At 62.1% G+C, this 18,549-nt stretch carries 17 protein-coding genes; 8 read left to right on the top strand and 9 right to left on the bottom strand.

Annotated features, from left to right (window positions below; all coding sequences use genetic code 11):
• Positions 1-158 precede the first annotated feature (158 nt).
• The 6 genes from HWE17_RS06765 (at position 159) to HWE17_RS06740 (ending at position 6,322) form a co-directional block, all read left to right on the top strand.
• Complete coding sequence (locus HWE17_RS06765; RefSeq protein WP_176388233.1) at positions 159-1,307, top strand: ABC transporter ATP-binding protein; 1,149 nt, start codon at positions 159-161, stop codon at positions 1,305-1,307.
• Between the two features lie 7 nt (positions 1,308-1,314).
• Complete coding sequence (locus tag HWE17_RS06760; protein ID WP_176388232.1) at positions 1,315-2,244, top strand: ABC transporter permease subunit; 930 nt, start codon at positions 1,315-1,317, stop codon at positions 2,242-2,244.
• Entirely contained in the window at positions 2,241-3,086 is an 846-nt protein-coding gene (locus tag HWE17_RS06755; RefSeq protein ID WP_102294967.1) for an ABC transporter permease, read from the top strand. Before HWE17_RS06760 ends, HWE17_RS06755 begins: the two co-directional genes overlap by 4 nt.
• Positions 3,087-3,121: 35 nt before the next feature.
• Positions 3,122-4,609 (top strand): aldehyde dehydrogenase, encoded by a 1,488-nt coding sequence (locus HWE17_RS06750; protein WP_176388231.1) that lies wholly within the window; start codon positions 3,122-3,124, stop codon positions 4,607-4,609.
• A gap of 146 nt (positions 4,610-4,755) precedes the next feature.
• Positions 4,756-5,994 carry a type II toxin-antitoxin system HipA family toxin gene (locus HWE17_RS06745; protein ID WP_255206139.1) on the top strand — a complete coding sequence of 413 codons (1,239 nt, stop codon included), beginning with the start codon at positions 4,756-4,758 and terminating at the stop codon, positions 5,992-5,994.
• Position 5,995: 1 nt separating this feature from the next.
• On the top strand, positions 5,996-6,322 hold the full coding sequence (locus tag HWE17_RS06740; protein WP_035822549.1) for a helix-turn-helix transcriptional regulator: 327 nt from the start codon (positions 5,996-5,998) through the stop codon (positions 6,320-6,322).
• Between the two features lie 165 nt (positions 6,323-6,487).
• Here the strand turns inward: HWE17_RS06740 and panB are convergent, their stop codons facing one another.
• The 6 genes from panB to HWE17_RS06710 all read right to left on the bottom strand — a co-directional run bounded on the left by panB (position 6,488) and on the right by HWE17_RS06710 (position 11,940).
• Complete coding sequence (gene panB / locus HWE17_RS06735) at positions 6,488-7,363, bottom strand: 3-methyl-2-oxobutanoate hydroxymethyltransferase (protein WP_176388229.1); 876 nt, start codon at positions 7,361-7,363, stop codon at positions 6,488-6,490.
• Positions 7,364-7,472: 109 nt separating this feature from the next.
• The gene (gene folK, locus HWE17_RS06730; protein WP_035822547.1) at positions 7,473-7,949 is read right to left on the bottom strand and encodes a 2-amino-4-hydroxy-6-hydroxymethyldihydropteridine diphosphokinase; all 477 of its coding nucleotides are present in this window, start codon (positions 7,947-7,949) and stop codon (positions 7,473-7,475) included.
• Positions 7,949-9,325, bottom strand: a complete 1,377-nt coding sequence (pcnB, locus tag HWE17_RS06725) for a polynucleotide adenylyltransferase PcnB (protein WP_035822545.1) — start codon at positions 9,323-9,325, stop codon at positions 7,949-7,951. The genes folK and pcnB overlap by 1 nt, the downstream gene beginning before the upstream one ends.
• Positions 9,318-9,989, bottom strand: a complete 672-nt coding sequence (locus HWE17_RS06720) for an HAD family phosphatase (protein WP_035828308.1) — start codon at positions 9,987-9,989, stop codon at positions 9,318-9,320. Before HWE17_RS06720 ends, pcnB begins: the two co-directional genes overlap by 8 nt.
• Positions 9,989-10,657, bottom strand: a complete 669-nt coding sequence (gene hda / locus HWE17_RS06715) for a DnaA regulatory inactivator Hda (protein WP_034788687.1) — start codon at positions 10,655-10,657, stop codon at positions 9,989-9,991. Before hda ends, HWE17_RS06720 begins: the two co-directional genes overlap by 1 nt.
• A 200-nt stretch (positions 10,658-10,857) precedes the next feature.
• Positions 10,858-11,940: an AI-2E family transporter gene (locus tag HWE17_RS06710; protein ID WP_035822543.1), complete on the bottom strand. Its 1,083-nt coding sequence runs from the start codon at positions 11,938-11,940 to the stop codon at positions 10,858-10,860.
• Positions 11,941-12,128: 188 nt separating this feature from the next.
• On the opposite strand from HWE17_RS06710, the gene purM reads away from it, so the two are divergent.
• A complete protein-coding gene (purM, locus tag HWE17_RS06705; protein ID WP_176388228.1) occupies positions 12,129-13,172 on the top strand; it encodes a phosphoribosylformylglycinamidine cyclo-ligase in 1,044 nt (347 codons plus the stop codon).
• 65 nt (positions 13,173-13,237) lie between these two features.
• Here purM and HWE17_RS06700 read toward each other — a convergent pair whose 3' ends face one another.
• Entirely contained in the window at positions 13,238-14,569 is a 1,332-nt protein-coding gene (locus HWE17_RS06700; protein WP_176388227.1) for an MFS transporter, read from the bottom strand.
• Positions 14,570-14,696: 127 nt separating this feature from the next.
• Positions 14,697-16,313, bottom strand: coding sequence for a GMC family oxidoreductase (locus HWE17_RS06695; RefSeq protein ID WP_176388226.1), 1,617 nt, complete (start codon positions 16,311-16,313; stop codon positions 14,697-14,699).
• Between the two features lie 163 nt (positions 16,314-16,476).
• Here HWE17_RS06695 and HWE17_RS06690 point away from each other — a divergent pair, with 163 nt between their 5' ends.
• The gene (locus HWE17_RS06690) at positions 16,477-17,313 is read left to right on the top strand and encodes an IclR family transcriptional regulator (protein WP_176388225.1); all 837 of its coding nucleotides are present in this window, start codon (positions 16,477-16,479) and stop codon (positions 17,311-17,313) included.
• Here the strand turns inward: HWE17_RS06690 and HWE17_RS06685 are convergent.
• Positions 17,310-18,536, bottom strand: coding sequence for a 6-phosphofructokinase (locus HWE17_RS06685; protein ID WP_099376367.1), 1,227 nt, complete (start codon positions 18,534-18,536; stop codon positions 17,310-17,312). The genes HWE17_RS06690 and HWE17_RS06685 overlap by 4 nt on opposite strands.
• Positions 18,537-18,549: the final 13 nt, after the last annotated feature.

Raw genomic sequence — 18,549 nt, 5'->3', positions numbered from 1 at the left:
ACCCTGAGGGTACGACCCCAGTCTCTGCTGTTGGGTTTTTATCGACATCTGTACAATTTTTAGACCAGATAAGCGACAGTTCCGCTAAACTTCCATCCTGGCCGCTCTTTGTAGCGGCCAGTTTTTCATTTTGACACCCACTTACCCAAAGCACCCACATGACGATAGCAACACCCGCCGCGTCGGCCAGCGACGCCCCAGCGCCTTTCTTGCTGATTGATCAATTGGTCAAGGAATTCGATGGCGTGCGCGCCGTCAATGATATTTCCGTGACGATCAACAAGGGCGAGATCTTCGCCCTGCTCGGCAGTTCAGGTTGCGGCAAGTCGACCCTGCTGCGCATGCTCGCGGGCTTCGAGACGCCGACGTCGGGCAGGATCGCCCTGGCTGGCAACAGCATTGTCGATGTGCCGCCGCACCAGCGCCCCATCAACATGATGTTCCAGTCGTACGCGCTGTTCCCGCATCTGTCCGTGTGGGACAACATCGCCTTCGGCCTGCGCCGCGACGGCTTGCCGAAAGCGGAAGTGGCGGCGCGGGTCGAGCAGATGCTGGCGCTGGTGCAGCTGGGCCAATACGCGAAACGCAAGCCGCATCAGCTGTCTGGCGGGCAGCAGCAGCGCGTGGCGCTGGCGCGCAGCCTGGCCAAGCGGCCGCAATTGCTGCTGCTCGACGAGCCGCTCGGCGCGCTGGATAAAAAACTGCGCGAGCGCACGCAGATGGAACTGGTGAATATCATCGAGCAGGTGGGTGTCACCTGCGTGATGGTCACGCACGACCAGGATGAAGCCATGAGCATGGCTACGCGTATCGCCGTCATGAGCGAAGGGCGCATCCTGCAAGTGGGCGCACCGGGTGAAATCTATGAAACGCCGAACTGCCGCTTCGTCGCCGACTTCATCGGCAGCGTCAACCTGTTCGACGGCCGCATCACGCAGGACGAACCGGATCACGTGGTGATCACCACGCTCGATGGCGAGCACTATGTTTCGCATGGCATCACGGGCAATCTGGGCATGGATGTCTCGGTGGCCGTGCGCCCCGAAAAAATCGGCATCCAGATCGCGCCACCCACCCTGGAAGAGCGCGCGTCACCAAAGGAACACGGCTACAACTGCGCCCAGGGCGTGATCGTCGCCATGGCGTATTTTGGCAATGAAACCAGCTACCACGTGCGCCTCGACAGCGGCACGGTGGTGAAAGTCTCGCGCACCAACGCGGCCCGCCACGACGCCGCGCGCCTCGAACGCGAGCAGCGCGTGTGGGTGTGGTGGGATGGCGCCGACATCGTCGTGCTGACCAGCTGAGGCCACCATGACGTCCATTCTGCAAATGCTGCGCAACCTGGTGACCTTACGCTGGCTCACTGGCCGCAACGCCGTCATCGCCGTGCCGTCGCTGTTCCTCACGGCCGCCTTTTTGGTACCGTTTCTGATCGTGCTGCGTATCAGCCTGTCCGACATGGACACGGCGGGCAGCCCGTTCGGCGGCTTGCTGTCGTATGTCGACGGCATCGTCGTGCTGAAGGTCAAAATCGCCAACTACCTGTTCATCGCCGCCGATGAACTGTATCTGCTCACCTATCTCAGTTCATTGAAATACGCGGCCATCACCACGGCCATCTGCCTCTTCATCGGCTATCCGTTCGCCTACTTCATGGCGCGCGCCAGGCCGTCCATTCGTCCCGTGCTGATGATGCTGGTGATGCTGCCGTTCTGGACCTCGTTCCTGCTGCGCGTGTATGCGTGGAAGGGCATCCTGGCCAACCACGGCTTGCTCAACGACCTGTTGATCGCGCTGGGCGTCGTGAGCGAACCGCTGCACATGATGAACACTTCGTTCTCGCTGGTGGTCGGCATGGTGTACGCCTACCTGCCGTTCATGATTTTGCCCCTATATGCGAACCTGGTGAAAATGGACATGCGTTTCCTGGAAGCGGCGGCCGACCTGGGCGCCACGCCGTTGCAGGCGTTCTGGCGCATCACGGTGCCGCTGTCGAAATCGGGCATCATCGCCGGCGCCATGCTGGTGTTCATCCCGTCCGTGGGCGAATACGTGATTCCCGAACTGCTGGGCGGCCCGGAAACCCTGATGATCGGCCGGGTGCTGTGGGATGAATACTTCACCAATAACGATTGGGCCATGGCGTCGTCGGTGACGGTGCTGGTGGTCTTGCTGATCCTCGTGCCGATGGCCATTTTTAACAAATACAAGACCGACCAGGACGCGGAGGAGCGCACATGAACGGACGTACTTTCCTGCAGCGCTGGTTCGGCCGCGGCTGGCTTTCGCTCGGCTATCTGTTCCTGTACCTGCCCATCATCGTGCTGATCGTCTTCTCGTTCAACAGCTCGCGCCAGGACATGGTGTGGAGCGGTTTTTCGCTACGCTGGTACAGCGAGTTGATGAGCGATACGGAGATCATTTCGGGCTTCGGCCTGTCGCTGAAGATCGCCTTCATGTCGGCGACATCCTCCGTCATCCTCGGCACCTTTGCCGCTTTTGCCCTCACCAGCTACCAGCGCTTCCGTGGCCGCACCGTGTTTTCCGCCATGGTCAGCGCGCCTTTGGTGATGCCGGAAGTGATCATCGGCCTGTCCTTGCTGCTGATGCTGGTGTCCATGCAAAAGGTCTTCGGTTTTCCCGAGCGGGGCGTGCTGACCATCTGGCTCGGCCATACCCTGCTGGGCATGGCGTATGCGGCCGTGGTGGTGCAGTCGCGCCTGCAGGAGATGAGTAAATCGCTGGCCGAAGCGGCCATGGACCTGGGCTGCCGCGCGCACCAGGTGTTCTTCCTCGTGACCCTGCCGAACATCACGCAGGCGCTGGCGTCCGCCTGGCTGCTGACGTTTACCCTGTCGCTGGACGACGTGGTGCTGTCGGCTTTCCTGTCCGGCCCCGGTTCGACGACGATGCCGCTGGTGATCTTCTCGCGCGCGCGCCTGGGGCTCGATCCGCGCGTGAACGCCATCGCTGCGCTGACGATCCTCGTCGTGACCATCGCCGTCATCGCGTATGCCGTGATGCTGGCGCGCGCGGACCGCAGACGCCGCAAGCAACTGTCTGCGGCCTATTTGGAAGACTAGAGTAAGCTGGCGTTTTCACCTTGCAGGAGACGACCATGACGGAAAACACCAGCTGGCATGCACGGGCCGCAGCGCTGACGATCGATGGACGCGCAGTTATCAATGGCAAGCGGACAGGTTCCATATCCGGCCAGACTTTCGATAAGCTGTCGCCCATCGACGGGCGCTTGCTGGGGCAGGTGGCCCGCTGCGACACTGCCGACGTGGATGCGGCCGTGCAGGCCGCCCGCGCCGCTTTTGACGACCGCCGCTGGGCAGGCAAGTCGCCCGCGCAGCGCAAGCGGATATTGATCAAGTTCGCCGACCTGGTGCAGAAATACGGTCCCGAGCTGGCCCTGCTGGAAACCCTGGACATGGGCAAGCCGATCAAATACAGCCAGAACGTGGACGTGGGCTCCACGGCCAACTGCCTGCGCTGGTATGGCGAGGCGATCGACAAGGTCTACGATGAAATCGCACCGACACCCGCCAACAGCCTGGCCCTGATCACGCGCGAACCGGTGGGCGTCGTCGCCGCCATCGTGCCGTGGAATTACCCGATGATCATGGCCGCCTGGAAGATCGCGCCCGCCCTCGCGGCCGGCAACAGCGTGATATTGAAACCATCCGAAAAATCGCCGCTGACGGCCTTGCGCCTGGCCGACATCGCGCTGGAAGCGGGCGTGCCGGCGGGCGTCTTCAACGTGCTGCCCGGTTACGGCAACGAGGCCGGCGCCGCGCTGGCGCTGCACATGGATGTCGATTGCATCGGCTTTACGGGTTCCACACGCACGGGCAAATTGATCGTGCAAATGGCGGGCCAGTCGAACCTGAAACTGGCGTGGACGGAATTGGGCGGCAAGTCCGCCAACATCGTTTGCGCCGATTGTCCGGACCTGGACAAGGCCGTGGCGGCCGCCGTCGGCTCTATCTTTTTCAACCAGGGCGAAAGCTGCAACGCGCCTTCGCGGCTGTTCGTGGAAGAATCGATCAAGGATGAATTTATCGCCAAGGCGCTGGCCATGCTGCCCCGCTTCCAGCCGGGCGACCCGCTCGACGAAGCCACCGTCATGGGCGCCATCGTCGACGCCACCCAGATGCAAACGGTGATGGGCTACATCGCGGCCGGCAAGAGCGAAGGCGCGCAACTGCTCGGTGGCGGCGAGGCCGTGCGCGCGGAGACGGGTGGCTACTATGTGCAGCCGACCATCTTTGGCGTGGATGCGGGCATGACGATCGCGCGCGAAGAGATTTTCGGGCCCGTGTTGTCGGTGCTGGGTTTTACGGATATCGCCGAGGCGGTACAGCAGGCCAACGCCACGCCGTACGGCTTGCAGGCGGCCGTGTGGACGTCCGACATCACCAAGGCCATCCAGACTGCGCGCGCCCTGCGCGCGGGCACCGTGCACGTCAACCAGTACGACGGCGACGACATCACCGTGCCGTTCGGCGGCTACAAGCAGTCGGGCAACGGGCGTGACAAGTCATTGCATGCGCTGGACAAGTACACGGAGCTGAAGACGACTTGGATACAGGTGGGGTAGTGTGCGTCGATTATCGCGATAATTAGCTCCTATAAGATCTAATTATTGGCAAAAATATGCTAAATTAGGCGTTATAGGGACTATTTGGGGGCGGTATGGAGTGTCATTTTCAAATCTTTCATGAGGAAGTATGGAAAGATTGTGCATTGCTTACCCTGCTCGAACCCGCCGGCGGCAACCCCCGTACTGCCACGCTGTTTGAGTACGACCTCGATTATGCCTTCGAGAAAAAAGTCGAACCCGTATCGCTGCGCTTTCCCGTCACGGCAGATATGCAGAGGTTGGCGCAATGGCCAGCCTTTGTGTTTGACCTGATCCCCCAGGGGAGCGGGCGGGCGTATCTGCTGGGGCAGCTGCAACTGGCGGATGGTCCTGCCGCCGATTTTCCGTTGATGTGCGCCGGTGCCTTCAATCCCATCGGGTGTGTCCGCGTTGCCGAGGCAGTGCAATACTATGAACAGCATCTTGCCCGCCACGAGACCGACACACCCATGTACGGGTTGTCATTGGAAGACATCATTGGCCGCGGCGAGGCATTTCACGAACGCATGCTGGTACACAGCATGCTGGCAGCAGGTAGCCTCGGTGTCCAGGGCGCGGCGCCGAAATATTTGCTGACGACGGACCATGACGGAATGTGGCATGCGGATGGCGCATTGGCCGACGAGCGCGCGGCAGCGCATTTTATCGTCAAGCGGGCGCGGGGCAAGACCCCGAGCGATGACAAGGTGCTGAGAAATGAAGCGGCCTACATGCGCGTGGCGAGCGCGATGGGCTTGCGCACGGCTGGCGAGCTTCGCTACCAGGAAGATACCCTGTTCATTCCACGCTTTGACCGGATAGTCCGGGATGGCAAGGTACTTCGCCTGCATCAGGAAAGTGCGGCTTCGTTAGCCGGCATCGTTGGATTTGAAGCTTCGCCCAGCCAGTTCGAGCTGTTGCAGGCATTGCGCGCCGTCGTCAGCGACAAGACCACCGAGACCGTTGAATTCCTCAAGCGCGACATATTGAACCTGGCCATGCGCAATACCGACAACCACGCACGCAATACCGCCGTTCAAAAGATCGGTGCCAACGTGCGTCTCACGCCGTTGTTCGATTTTGCGCCCATGTATCTGGACCCGGCAGGCATTGCACGGGCAGCGCGCTGGTACCATCCGGTCAGCAAAAAAGAGCTGCATGCATGGCCTGCCATTCTGGCCGCCATGGATATTGCCGACGTGGAGCGCAATCACATTCAGGTTGAACTTTACCGCTTCGGCCAACGACTCGTCGAGCTGGAGCGGCGCATGCTGCAGGCAGGCGTGGATGATGATATCGTCGCCTTTCTCAGGCCTCACATCGCCACGCAGATCGAACAATTGAGCGCGCTGGGGGAGCACTGAGATGGCGCGCACCCATATCGACAAGGAACAGCTCAGGCAGCGCAGGGCGGTGCTCTACGACGCCATCGCGCGCGGTGAAGTCACGCTCCAGCATGCGGTGAAGGAGATGCGCGCCATCTCGCGCATGACGCAGGCGCAATTTGCGGAACACCGAGGAGTCAGCCTGAAAACCATCAAGGAAATCGAGAACGGCAAGGGCAATCCGACCATCCAGTCACTGAACCGGATAGGGCAGTTTTTTGGACTGGAGGTGGCGTTTGTACGGACAGAAACGCTACGCGAAAAAAAAATCGCCCCGGCAAGTACCGGAGCGATATCGCCTCAATAGGCTAAGTAATCCTCAGGAAATTATTGTGAAATTATGACGAACATAGCCGGATGCTATGCAAGGCGTCCGCCGCGACGCAGTGCGAGCACTGCGAGCGGTGGGCAACGCCGCAGAGTGCCGGTTATGGAAGTCAGAAATCACAATAATTTATGGGGGTTACTTGGATCAGAAGCAGTGTTCCAGCGCCGGGAAGCTGCCATCCTTGACGGCTTTGACGTAGCCGGTGACGGCGTCGTCGATGCTGGCCGCGCCTTCCATGAAGTTGCGCACGAAGCGCGCCTTGCGGCCTGGGAAGACGCCCAGCATGTCGTGCATGACGAGCACCTGGCCCGAGCAGTCGGGACCTGCGCCGATGCCGATGGTCGGAATCGTCAGCATGTCGGTCACTTCCTTGCCCAGTTGCGTCGGCATGGCTTCCATCAGCACGATGGCGGCGCCTGCGTTTTGCAGCACCAGCGCGTCGTTCTTCAGTTCCGCCGCGCTTTCCGTGCTCTTGCCCTGGACTTTATAGCCGCCCAGCTGGTGCACGAATTGCGGCGTCAGGCCGATGTGGGCGCAGATGGGAATGCCGCGCTCGGAGAGGAAACGCACGGTCTCGGCCAGCCAGGCGCCGCCTTCGATCTTGATCATGTGCGCGCCGGCCTGCATCAGGATGACGGCGTTGGCATAGGCTGTCTCGGGCGTGCCGTACGCGCCAAACGGCAGGTCGGCAACGATCATGGCCGACTTGCTGCCGCGTGCCACGGAAGCCGTGTGGTAAGCCAGTTCGGCCACGGTGACGGGCAAAGTGGAGCTATGGCCATTGCAGACCATGCCGAGCGAATCGCCGATCAGCAGGATCTCCACGCCGCAGCGGTCCATCAGGGACGCGAAGCTGGCGTCATAGCAGGTCAGCATGGTGATCTTTTCGCCGGCGGCGCGCAGCGTAGCCAGCGTGTGGATGGTCACGGCCTTGTTGGCGACAGGCTTGGATGGCGCCGGCGCCGGTGTGGCGGCCTTGTCTTTTGCGGCCAGATCTGTTCCTTGCAAATAAGCGGACATAGGTATTCTCTAGAGTGAAAGGGGGTGATGCGATTGCGACGCCGCTAGTGTAGTACTTTATGCGGCGTGCTGCAGGGACGGCATTGTAGTGTATGTCCGGCGCAGCGGTTCAGAGCTGGCTGATGGCCTGGCCGGCCACCGTGGCCAGGTAGTCCTGCGCCGGCCCGAGTCCGGGCACGATGATGGCGGGCGCCAGTGCCAGCAGCGGCACCAGCACGAAGGCGCGCTCGGTGAGGCGCGGATGGGGCACCGTCAGGGTGGCGCTGGCGATCTGCTCATCGCCGTACAGCAGCAAGTCCAGATCCAGGGTGCGCGGGGCGTTGCGGTAGGGCCGTTCGCGCCCGTGCGCCGCCTCGATGGCGTGCAAGGCCAGCAGCAGTTCCTCTGCCGGCAGGGTGGTGCTGATGCGCGCCACGGCGTTGATGTAGTCGTCACCGCTCGAATCGATGGGCGCCGTGCGGTAGCTGGCCGAGGCGTCCAGCAAGCTGGCGCCGGGCAAGCGCGCCAGGCGCGCAAGCGCATCCTGCACATTCGCGCGCGCGTCGCCCAGGTTGGCGCCGATACCGATGTAAGCAATGACTACCATTATTCGCCGCTGTTGCTGCCGGTGGTCGAACCGCCGCCCGTGCTGGTCTTGCTGCGCGTGCTGCGGCGTGGCGGACGCTTTTTCTTGACGGCGCCCGGTGCGGCATTGGCGCTGACGAGCAGCGCTTCGCGCGTTTCCTCGTCGCCTTCATAAAAGGCCGTCCACCATTCGCCGATGTCCATGTCGATCTCGCCCGAGGCGCAGCGCAGCAGCAGGAAGTCGTAGCCGGCGCGGAAGCGCAGGTGTTCGAGCAGTTTGTACGGCGCCTTGCCGACCCGGCGCTCGAAGCGCGGCTGCATCGACCAGATGTCGCGCATGTCGGAACCGATCTTGCGCTGCAAGGCCAGTTTTTCCGTTTGCGAATCGAGCACGTCGTCGGCCGCCAGGTGCAGCGCGGGAATGGTCGACTCGCCGGCGGCGCGGTAGGCCGTCCATTTTTCCAGCACCTGATGCCACAGCAGCGAGGCAAACAAAAAGCCCGGCGAGACGGTCTTGCCGGCGGCGATGCGCTGGTCCGTGGCGTCCAGCGCCAGGGTGACGAATTTCGCGCCCAGCGGCTGCTCCAGCACCACGTCGAGCAGCGGCAGCAGGCCGTGATGCAAGCCTTCCTTGCGCAGCTGCTGCAGGCAAGCCAGCGCGTGGCCGCTCATCAGCAGTTTCAGCATTTCATCGAACACGCGCGGCGCCGGCACGTTGTTGATCAGCGGCGCCATGATGGGGATCGGCGCGGCCGTGTGCGGCTCGATGGTGAATTTCAGCTTGGCGGCGAAGCGCACGACGCGCAGCATGCGCACGGGGTCTTCGCGGTAGCGTTCTTCCGGTTTGCCGATCATGCGCAGGGTCTGGGCGCGGATGTCTTCCACGCCGCCGTGGTAATCGAGCACTTCCTGCGTGGCCGGGTTGTAGTACATGGCGTTGATGGTGAAGTCGCGGCGCAGCGCGTCTTCGTGCTGCAAGCCGAAGGTGTTGTCGCGCAGGACGCGGCCATGTTCATCCTTCGGCGCGGAGTCGGCGCCGGCGCCGCGGAAGGTCGTCACTTCCAGCAAATCCTGGCCGAACATCACGTGCACGATCTGAAAGCGCTTGCCGATGATGAAGGCGCGGCGGAACAACCGCTTGACCTGTTCCGGCGTGGCGTTGGTGGCGATGTCGAAGTCTTTCGGTTTCACGCCCAGCAGCAGGTCGCGCACGGCGCCGCCGACGACAAAGGCCTCGAAGCCCGCTTCCTGCAGGCTGCTGGTGACGCGGATGGCATTCGACGACACCAGTTTCGGGTCGATTCCGTGTTGCGCAGGACCGAGCACGATGGGTGCCGTGGTGTCGCGCGCTGCCTCTTTTTTAACGCCGAGGATCTTGCGGATGAATTTTTTAATCATTGAATAAGTGAAGTGATGGCCAGCCGTGGAGGGATGCGTGTGCGCTCAAAGCGGTGTTGGGGTTGGTCGCGACCGGGTGGGTCACGACCGACAGCAGGGGAATGTCGTTGTGCGAATCGCTGTAAAAATAGCTGCGCTCGAACTGCCCCAGTTCCTTGCCCATCTTTTCCAGCCAGGCGTGGGTGTGGGTCAGCTTGCCCGCGCCCAGAGTCGGCGTGCCGACCAGCTTGCCCGTGACATTGCCTGCGTCGTCATACTCGGGCATGGCGGCCAGCAAGTGCTCGACGCCCAGCGCATCGGCGATGGGTTTGGTGATGAAATGGTTGGTCGCCGTGACGATCGCCAGCAGGTCGCCCGCGTCCTGGTGCTGCTTCAGCAGGGCCACGACTTCCGGACGGATGGCCGGCATGACCACTTCGGCCATGAATTGCCGGTGCAGCGCTTCCAGGCGTTCGCGCGGGAATTGCGCCAGGGTGCCGAGGGAAAATTCCAGGTATTCCACCGGATCGAGCGTGCCGGCCTGGTATTGCGCGAAAAATTCGTCGTTGCGGCGGGTGAATTCGGCGGCGTCCACGGCACCGATGCGTACCAGGAATTCGCCCCACTCGTGATCCGAGTCGATGGGCAGCAGGGTGTGGTCGAGGTCAAACAGGGCCAGATTCATCATTCTTTCGCTTCCGCCTGCAGCAACTCGCGCAACAATGGCAAGGTGATCGGGCGTTGGGTTTCAAGGGAGTAGAGGTCGAGAGAGTCCAGCATCGTCGACAGCGAACGCATGTCGCGCCGGAAATGGGACAGCAGATAGGGTAACACGCCGGGCGACAAGGTCAAGCCGCGGGTGGTGGCCGCCTGGGTCAGGGCGGCGATTTTTTCATCGTCGGTCAAGCCGTGGATCTGGTAGATCAGGCCCCAACCCATGCGCGTGCGCAAGTCTTCGCGCACGGGCAGCACGGCCGGTGGCACGGCGCCGCTGCACACCATATAGGCCTTGTTGGCGCGGATTTCATTGAACAGGGCAAAGGCGTCGATCTGCGCCAGCGGCGACAGTTTTTCGCAGTCGTCGAGCAGGTACAGGTCGACGTCGGGCGAATACACGAATTCGGACTCGATCGAGAATGGCGAAATGTAGCGCGCGCGCTCGGTGCTGGCCAGGGCCTTGAGCAGGTGGCTCTTGCCGGCGGCCAGTTCGCCCCACAGGTAGGCAAAATGTTCGCGCGACGTGCGCGCGGCGAACTGGCGCATCAGCTGCGCCACTTCGGCATTCTGTCCCACCTCGAAGGTATCGAGGCTGTGCGCCTGGTCTGTGCCTAAATCGAGCACCAGTTGTTTCATGGCGTACGCCTTGTCCTGTTTTTCATTACTGCGTATGCGTCGTCGTCGCTGTTGTTAGTTTAACATTTTTTGTGTCGGGTGCCTGACAGAAGCGTAGCGAGCGGCAGCGATTTGTGGCCGAGAAGCGCAACCGTACTGTAGTACGGTGAGCATCGCCGGCCGCAAAGTGCGACGCGCAGTAGCTTATGTCAGTCACCTTGTCATGCATTATAGAAGGTGCTGGACAGGTAGTGGCGTCTTAGATGCTTAAAAGCGACCATCAGCACGGCAGAAGCGGGTAAAGCAAGCAAAACGCCGACGAAACCGAACAATTGTCCGAAAGCCAATAAGGCGAAGATCACGGCCAGCGGATTTAAACCGATGCGCTCGCCCACCAGGCGCGGCGTGAGGAAAAAGCCTTCGATGACCTGGCCGCAGCCGTAGATGACGGCCACGGCGATGACGCCGCTCCAGTCGGCAAACTGCAGCAGGGCGGCGATCAGCGCCAGCATCAGGCCCAGGCCGAAGCCCAGGTAGGGGATGAACACCAGCAAGCCCGTGATGATGCCCACAGGCAATGCCACTTCAAAACCGGCGATGGCCAGCGCCACCGAGTAATACGTGGCCAGCACCAGCATGACGAGCAACTGGCCGCGCAGGTATTGCGCCAGCAGGGTGTCGACTTCCTGCGCCATGCCCACCGTGCGGCCGACCCAGCGGCGCGGTACGGCGCCGGCGATGCGCGCCAGCATCGGATGCCAGTCCAGCAACAAATAAAACAACACGACGGGAATGAGCACCACGGTGGCCAGCCAGCCCAGCACGGCCGTGCCGCCGATACGGGCCGAGGCGAGTACCGTGCTCCAGATTTCATCGCCGCTGGTGGCCATCTGCTGGCTCAGCATGCGTTTGATGCCCGTGCCATCGAGGCGAACGCGGATGCCGAGGTCGCGCAGTTTCGGCGCCAGGAACTCGTTGGCCTTGCTGAGAAATTGGGGGATTTGCGCCTGCAGCAAGGGGATTTCCTTCTGCAACACGGGCACGACGATCAGCACGAGCGCCGTAATGGCGAGGAAAAACAACACTACGACGACCAGCACGGCGAGCGGACGGGGCACGTAAAAACGCTTGTAATGCAGGCGCTGCAAGCGGTCCACGCCGGGATTGAGCACGTAGGCGAGGATGGCGGCGGCCAGGAAGGGCGTCAGGATGGGGCCGAGGCTGACGAGCAGCAGCAAAAATGCCAGCCAGACCGCGATCCAAAATGCTGTTTGCTTCTGTTCGGCGGTGATGGCGAATGGCATGTAGTTTGTACTGTTGCGTTAAAAAAAGGCAGTTAATTACGAAATGGCGGGGCAGTTTGATAAAATAGCGACTTGATCGACCGAATTCACCCGCTGGCGTCCTGCCGCACGATGTTGAAAAACATGCTTGCGCGCGCGTGCCGGCGGGTATCCGCCTTCTATTTTACCGCCTCCGCTGCCACCACACCATGAACCAGACTTCTAATGTTTCCCTTTCCTACCGTGACGCTGGCGTCGATATCGACGCAGGCGACGCTTTAGTCGAAGCAATCAAGCCGTTTGCCAAGCGCACCCTGCGCGAAGGCGTGATGGGCGGCCTGGGCGGTTTTGGCGCCATGTTTGAAATCAGCAAGAAGTACAAGGAACCGGTGCTGGTCTCGGGTACCGACGGCGTCGGCACCAAATTGCGCCTGGCGTTCGAACTGAACCGCCATGACACGGTCGGCATCGACCTGGTCGCCATGAGCGTCAACGACATCCTGGTGCAGGGCGCCGAACCGCTGTTCTTCCTCGATTACTTCGCTTGCGGCAAGCTGGACGTGGCCATTGCCACCGACGTCATCAAGGGTATCGCCCAGGGTTGCGAACAAGCCGGTTGCGCGCTGATCGGCGGCGAAACGGCGGAAATGCCGAGCATGTACCCGGCCGGCGAATACGACCTGGCAGGTTTTGCCGTCGGCGCCGTGGAAAAATCGAAAATCATCGACGGCACCAAGATCGCCCCGGGCGACGTGGTGCTGGGCCTGGCCTCGTCGGGCGTGCACTCGAACGGTTACTCGCTGGTGCGCAAGATCATCGAAGTGGCGAAACCTGACCTGGAAGGCGACTTCCACGGCCGTAAACTGGCCGACGTGCTGATGCAGCCGACGCGCATCTACGTCAAGCCGCTGCTGGCGCTGATGGATGGCATGGAAGTCAAGGGCATGGTGCACATCACCGGTGGCGGCCTGGTGGAAAACATCCCGCGCGTGCTGCAGCCTGGCCTGGTGGCCGAACTGGACTCGAAGGCATGGACCATGCCGCCGCTGTTCACGTGGCTGCAACAGCACGGCGGCGTGGCTGACGCCGAAATGCACCGCGTCTTCAACTGCGGCATCGGCATGACCGTCATCGTCTCGCAGGAAAACGCGGACGCCGCCATCGCCCAGCTGCAAGCGGCCGGCGAAACCGTCTCGCGCATCGGCACCATTCGTGCCCGTAACGGTGACGAGCACCAGACCATCGTGATCTAAGTTGTCGCACGCATAGAAAAGGCAGGCACTCGCGAGAGGCCTGCCTTTTTTTATATCCCGATGCCTTACCTTGCGTGCGCCGTCTTCATGCGTCCATCCGGCTGGGAGCCTCCCTTTCCGATCATGGCCACGCTGACGGCCGAGACGAGGGAGGCGAACAGGATGTAGCCGACGATGTGCCACGGCTCGCCATTGCCCGTCTTGAGCAGGTAGGTGGCGATGATGGGCGTCAGGCCGCTGGCGAAGATGCCGGAGAACTGGTACACGAAAGAGATGCCCGTGTAGCGCACCTTGGCGTCGAACAGGTCGCAGAACAGGGCCGCTTCCGGGCCATACACGGCCGAATACAGCACGCCCAGCGGGATGATCACGGAACACCACAGCAGCAGCGGATTGTCGGCGTGGTTGAGCATGATCCAGAAGGCGGGAATCGACGACACGCCCGTGATCAGCGAACCCCAGAAAAACACCTTGCTGCGGCCGATGCGGTCCGACAGGCGGCCGAAGAACGGGATGCAGAAGCACATCACGACGGCCGACGCCATCACGCCCATCAGCGCTTCCGTGCGGTCGATCTTGATGGTGTTGGTCAGATAGGTGATGGAAAACACGCCGAAGATATTGAAGAACACGCCGTCGATATAGCGCGCGCCCATGCCCTTCAAGACGTTGCCCGGATAGCGCTTCAGCAGGTCGAAGAACGGAATCTGCGTCTCCGCGTTCTTCTCCTTGACGGCCTGGAATTCCGGCGTTTCCATCACATTCAAGCGTATCCACATGCCGATGAAGACGAGGGCGGCCGACAGGATGAAGGCGACGCGCCAGCCCCAGGACAGGAACTGCGCATCGCTCAAGCTATAGGACAGGATCGCTACCACGCCGGAAGCGAGGCACAGGCCGATGGCCAGGCCAATCTGCGGCAGGCTGGCGTAGAAACCGCGCTCCTTCGGCGGTGCATATTCATACGCCATCAGCACGGCGCCGCCCCATTCGCCACCGAGGCCAATACCTTGCAGCACGCGCAGGAACAGCAGCAGGCCCGGCGCCCAGTAGCCGATGTGCTCATACGTCGGCAGCACGCCGATCAGGAAGGTGGAGACGCCCATGATCATCAGGGTCATCACCAGCATGCTCTTGCGGCCGATCTTGTCGCCGAAGTGGCCGAAGATCACGCCGCCGATGGGGCGCGACAGAAAGCCCACGGCGAAGGTGCCGTAGGCCAGCATGGTCGAGACGAGCGGATCGCCGCCCGGGAAATACAGCTTGCTGAACACGATGCCGGCCACGACGCCGTATAAAAAGAAGTCATACCACTCGATGGTGGCGCCGATCACGCTGGCCATCACGACTTTCCGTAGCTCTTTGGCCTTTTTCGGATGGTTCGTATTGTTATCCATAATATCTAGTCTCCAATCGATATCGATTATGTGTTTTTTTCTGATGCTTGGCTTGTCGCCGAGTCATTGGAGGCGGGGCCGTCTGCCCGCCGCTGGCATCCTCCTTTGAGAACGAAATGGGGGCGAGTCAGGCTGCCTTGGGCAGGCGCACGGCGTCGGCCAGGATCATGTCGGCCGCTTTTTCGGCGATCATGATGGTGGGCGCGTTCGTATTGCCCGAGACGATTTCCGGCATGATCGACGCGTCGACCACGCGCAGGTGCTGCAGGCCGTGCACGCGCAGGCGGTCGTCGACGACGGCCATGGCGTCGTGCCCCATCTTGCAGGTGCCGCTGGGGTGGTAGATCGACTGGCTGAAGCGCCGCGCCGCGTCCAGCAGTTCCTCGTCCGTTTCGAACTGCGGGCCGGGCACGAACTCGGAAATGATGTGCGGCGCCAGCGACGGGGCGGCGGCGATTTTTCGCGCCACGCGCAGGGCGGCGATCGCCGTTTGCTGGTCGCGCGGGTCGGACAGGTAGTTCGGGTAGATGCCCGGATACGCAAACGGATCGGCGGACTTGATCGACACGTGGCCGCGGCTGTGCGGGCGCAGCTGGCACACGGACGACGTAAACGCGGAAAACGGATGCGCGCCTTCGCCCGGCTTGTCGGCGCTCAGCGGCTGCATGTGGAACTGGATGTCGGGCCGCTCCACCTCGGGCGAGGAGCGGGTAAACACCGTCACCTGGCTGGCCGCCAGGGTGAGTGGCCCCGAGCGGGAAAACACATATTGCATGCCCACCCACAGCTTGCCCCACAGGCTGTTGACTTCATCGTTCAGGGTTTTCAATCGCGTCTTGAAGACGAGGCGGATTTGCAGATGGTCTTGCAGGTTCTGTCCCACGCCGGGCAAGTCGTGCACCAGCGGCACGCCTACTTCATCGAGCAGGGCGCGCGGTCCGACGCCCGAGCATTGCAGGATTTGCGGCGAGCCGATGGCGCCCGCGCATAAAATCACTTCACCGCTGGCGCGCGCCTGGCGCAGCTGGCCATCCTGCCGGAATTCGATGCCGACGGCGCGCTTGCCCTCGAATAGCACGCGGGTGATTTGCGCGCGCACTTCCACGCGCAGGTTGACGCGCTTGCGGGCCGGCCGCAGGAAGGCTTTCGCCGTGCTCCAGCGCAAGCCCTTGCTGGCCGTCTGCTGGAAGTAGCCGACACCCTCCTGCGTGGCGCCGTTGTAATCGGCATTGAAGGGGATGCCGCTTTCCGTGGCGCCGGCAATAAAGTGTTCCGCGATGGGACGGCGCAGGCGCAGGTCCGACACTTTCAATGGACCGCCGACGCCGTGGTAATCGCTGGCACCGCGTTCCTGGTCTTCCGATTTCTTGAAATAGGGCAGCACTTCGGCATAGCTCCAGCCTGCATTGCCCAGCTCGGCCCAGCGGTCGTAATCTTCCTTCTGGCCACGTACGTACAGCAAGCCGTTGAGCGAGCTGGAGCCGCCCAGCACCTTGCCGCGTGGCCATTGCAGCTGGCGCCCGGCGATGCCGGCGTCCGCTTCCGTGCGGTAGCACCAGTCCAGCCTGGGGTCGTGCATGGTCTTGAAATAGCCGACCGGTACGTGTATCCACGGATTGTTGTCCTTGCCGCCCGCTTCCAGCAGCAATACCTGGTTGTTGCTGTCATGCGACAGCCGGTTGGCCAGCACGCAGCCGGCGGAACCGGCGCCGACAACGATGTAATCATAGTGTGTTTGCAACATTGCTCTTGTCTCCTGCGTTGCGGTATCTAGCTGCCTCGACGGGCATTTTTTGCGATACACTGGTCTTTATTGATTATTTTTGGAACATCTGGTTCCATTTGTAAAAGACGTGCAGCACAGGGACAAGCGGAAACAGCCGCATACGCGAGAGGTGAAACAGAACATGCATGATGCGTTTCAAAAACGGCCGGGTGAGGCCGAAGAAGGCAACCAAGCGGGTGCTGGCACGGCGGCCAGTCATGGCGACGAGGCGCGGGGCTTGCGCGTGCTGCGCCTGATCGAGCACCTGGCCAGCGCCAGCCAGCCCTTGACTCTGTCGCAGCTGGCCGCGCGCATGCAGGTGCCCAAGGCCAGCATGATGCGCTTGCTCGATACCCTGGAACAGCATGGCTATGTGCTGCGCACGCCCGTGGGACGCGGCTATGTGCCCGGCGCGGCATCTACCAACCTGGCGCTGGCCACCCTGCGCAACAATGCCCTGATCCGCGTAAGCCGCAGCATCCTGGGCAGCCTGGTGGCGGCCACGGGCGAGACGTGCAACCTGGCCATTCCCGAAGGCAATGCGATCGTCTACGTGGACCGGGTGGAAACGCAGGAACCGCTGCGCCTGCACCTGGTGCTGGGTACGCGCGCGCCCATGCATTGCACGGCGAGCGGAAAATTATTTCTGGCGCACATGACCCTGCTGGAGCGGCGCGAATTGCTGGCCATGCTGGGCCTGGAAGCGCGCACGCCGAATAGCATTACCGACCCCGTGCTGCTGGAGCGCGAGATCGTGCGCATCGCCCGGCTGGGCATCGGCATCGACGACGAGGAATTTGTGCACGGCATGGTGGCCGTGGCCGTACCCATTTGCGCGGCCGACGGGCGCATCGTGGCGGCCGTGGCCTGCCACGCGCCTGTGGCGCGCAAGTCCGTGGAGCAACTGCTGCAACACGTGCCGCAGTTAAAAGAAGCGGCCGTCAAGCTGCGGCCGCTATTGCTGGCGGAAAACAGCTAAGGTTTCAAGACCTTCGCTACTTTTGCGGCGCGCAGGCGGAACGCATCGGGCATGCCCGAACCCAGCAGCGGGCGCAGATATAACCTGAAAGCATCGGTGACGTCCGTGCCGCTGGCGCTGATGAATTCGTCTTCCATGGTGCGGGTCTTGCCCGCGACCTCGGTGAGCGGCAGCAATTCATAATCGACGGAATAAAAGCCCGTACGCTTGATGGCAACAGAGCCGTCACGGTCGCCCCACATGGCGAACTGCACCGCCTTCTCGCCCACTTCGCGCGCTTCGCGTTGATCGACATCAGAGACGCAGCCGATGAAGGAGCGCTGCAGATAGCCGAAGGTATCGCCGCGCACGCGCTTGATGCCCAGTTTGGCCTTGATTTCGTCGCACAGCAGGTCGGCCAGCGCGCCCGTGCCGGACAATTGCACATTGCCGTGCGCATCGCGTTCGACCTCATTGCCCACCTGTTTGGCCAGCAGGCTGGCGATCGGTTCGCCCGAAGCGTCGTGGATGCCTTCCGAGACGGCGATCACGCAGCGGCCATATTTTTCATAGGTCGCCTTCACGTCGGCAAGGAAGTTCTCCAGCACGAAGACGCGCTCGGGCAGGTAGATCAGGTGCGGGCCATCGTCGGGGAACTTCTTGCCCAAGGCCGAGGCGGCCGTCAAGAAGCCCGCGTGGCGGCCCATCACCACGCCCACGTACACACCGGGCAAGGCTGCGTTGTCCAGGTTGGCGCCGGCGAACGCTTGTGCGACGAAACGCGCTGCCGAGGGAAAGCCGGGCGTGTGGTCGCTGCCGACCAGGTCGTTGTCGATGGTCTTCGGAATGTGGATGCAGCGTAGCGGATAGCCGGCCTTGTGCGCTTCCTCGCTGACGATGCGCACGGTGTCGGACGAGTCATTGCCGCCGATGTAAAAGAAGTGTTCGATCTCGTGCGCGCGCAGCACTTCGAAGATTTGCTGGCAGTAGGCAATGTCGGGCTTGTCGCGCGTGGAACCGAGGGCCGAAGACGGCGTGGCGGCCACCAGTTCCAGGTTGTGGCTGGTTTCCTGCGTCAGATCGACGAATTCTTCATTGACGATGCCGCGCACGCCATGCAGCGCGCCATACACGCGCGTGACATGCTGAAAGCGCCGCGATTCGAGCACCACGCCCACCAGCGACTGGTTGATGACGGCGGTGGGGCCGCCTCCCTGGGCAACAAGAATTTTTCCAGACGGCATGGGATTTCCTCGT

The organism is Janthinobacterium sp. BJB401, assembly GCF_013372745.1.
GTDB classification, from domain to species: domain Bacteria; phylum Pseudomonadota; class Gammaproteobacteria; order Burkholderiales; family Burkholderiaceae_D; genus Janthinobacterium; species Janthinobacterium rivuli.
Note: the sequence above shows the minus strand (reverse complement) of the source record. Positions and strands in the feature narration are given on the sequence as shown.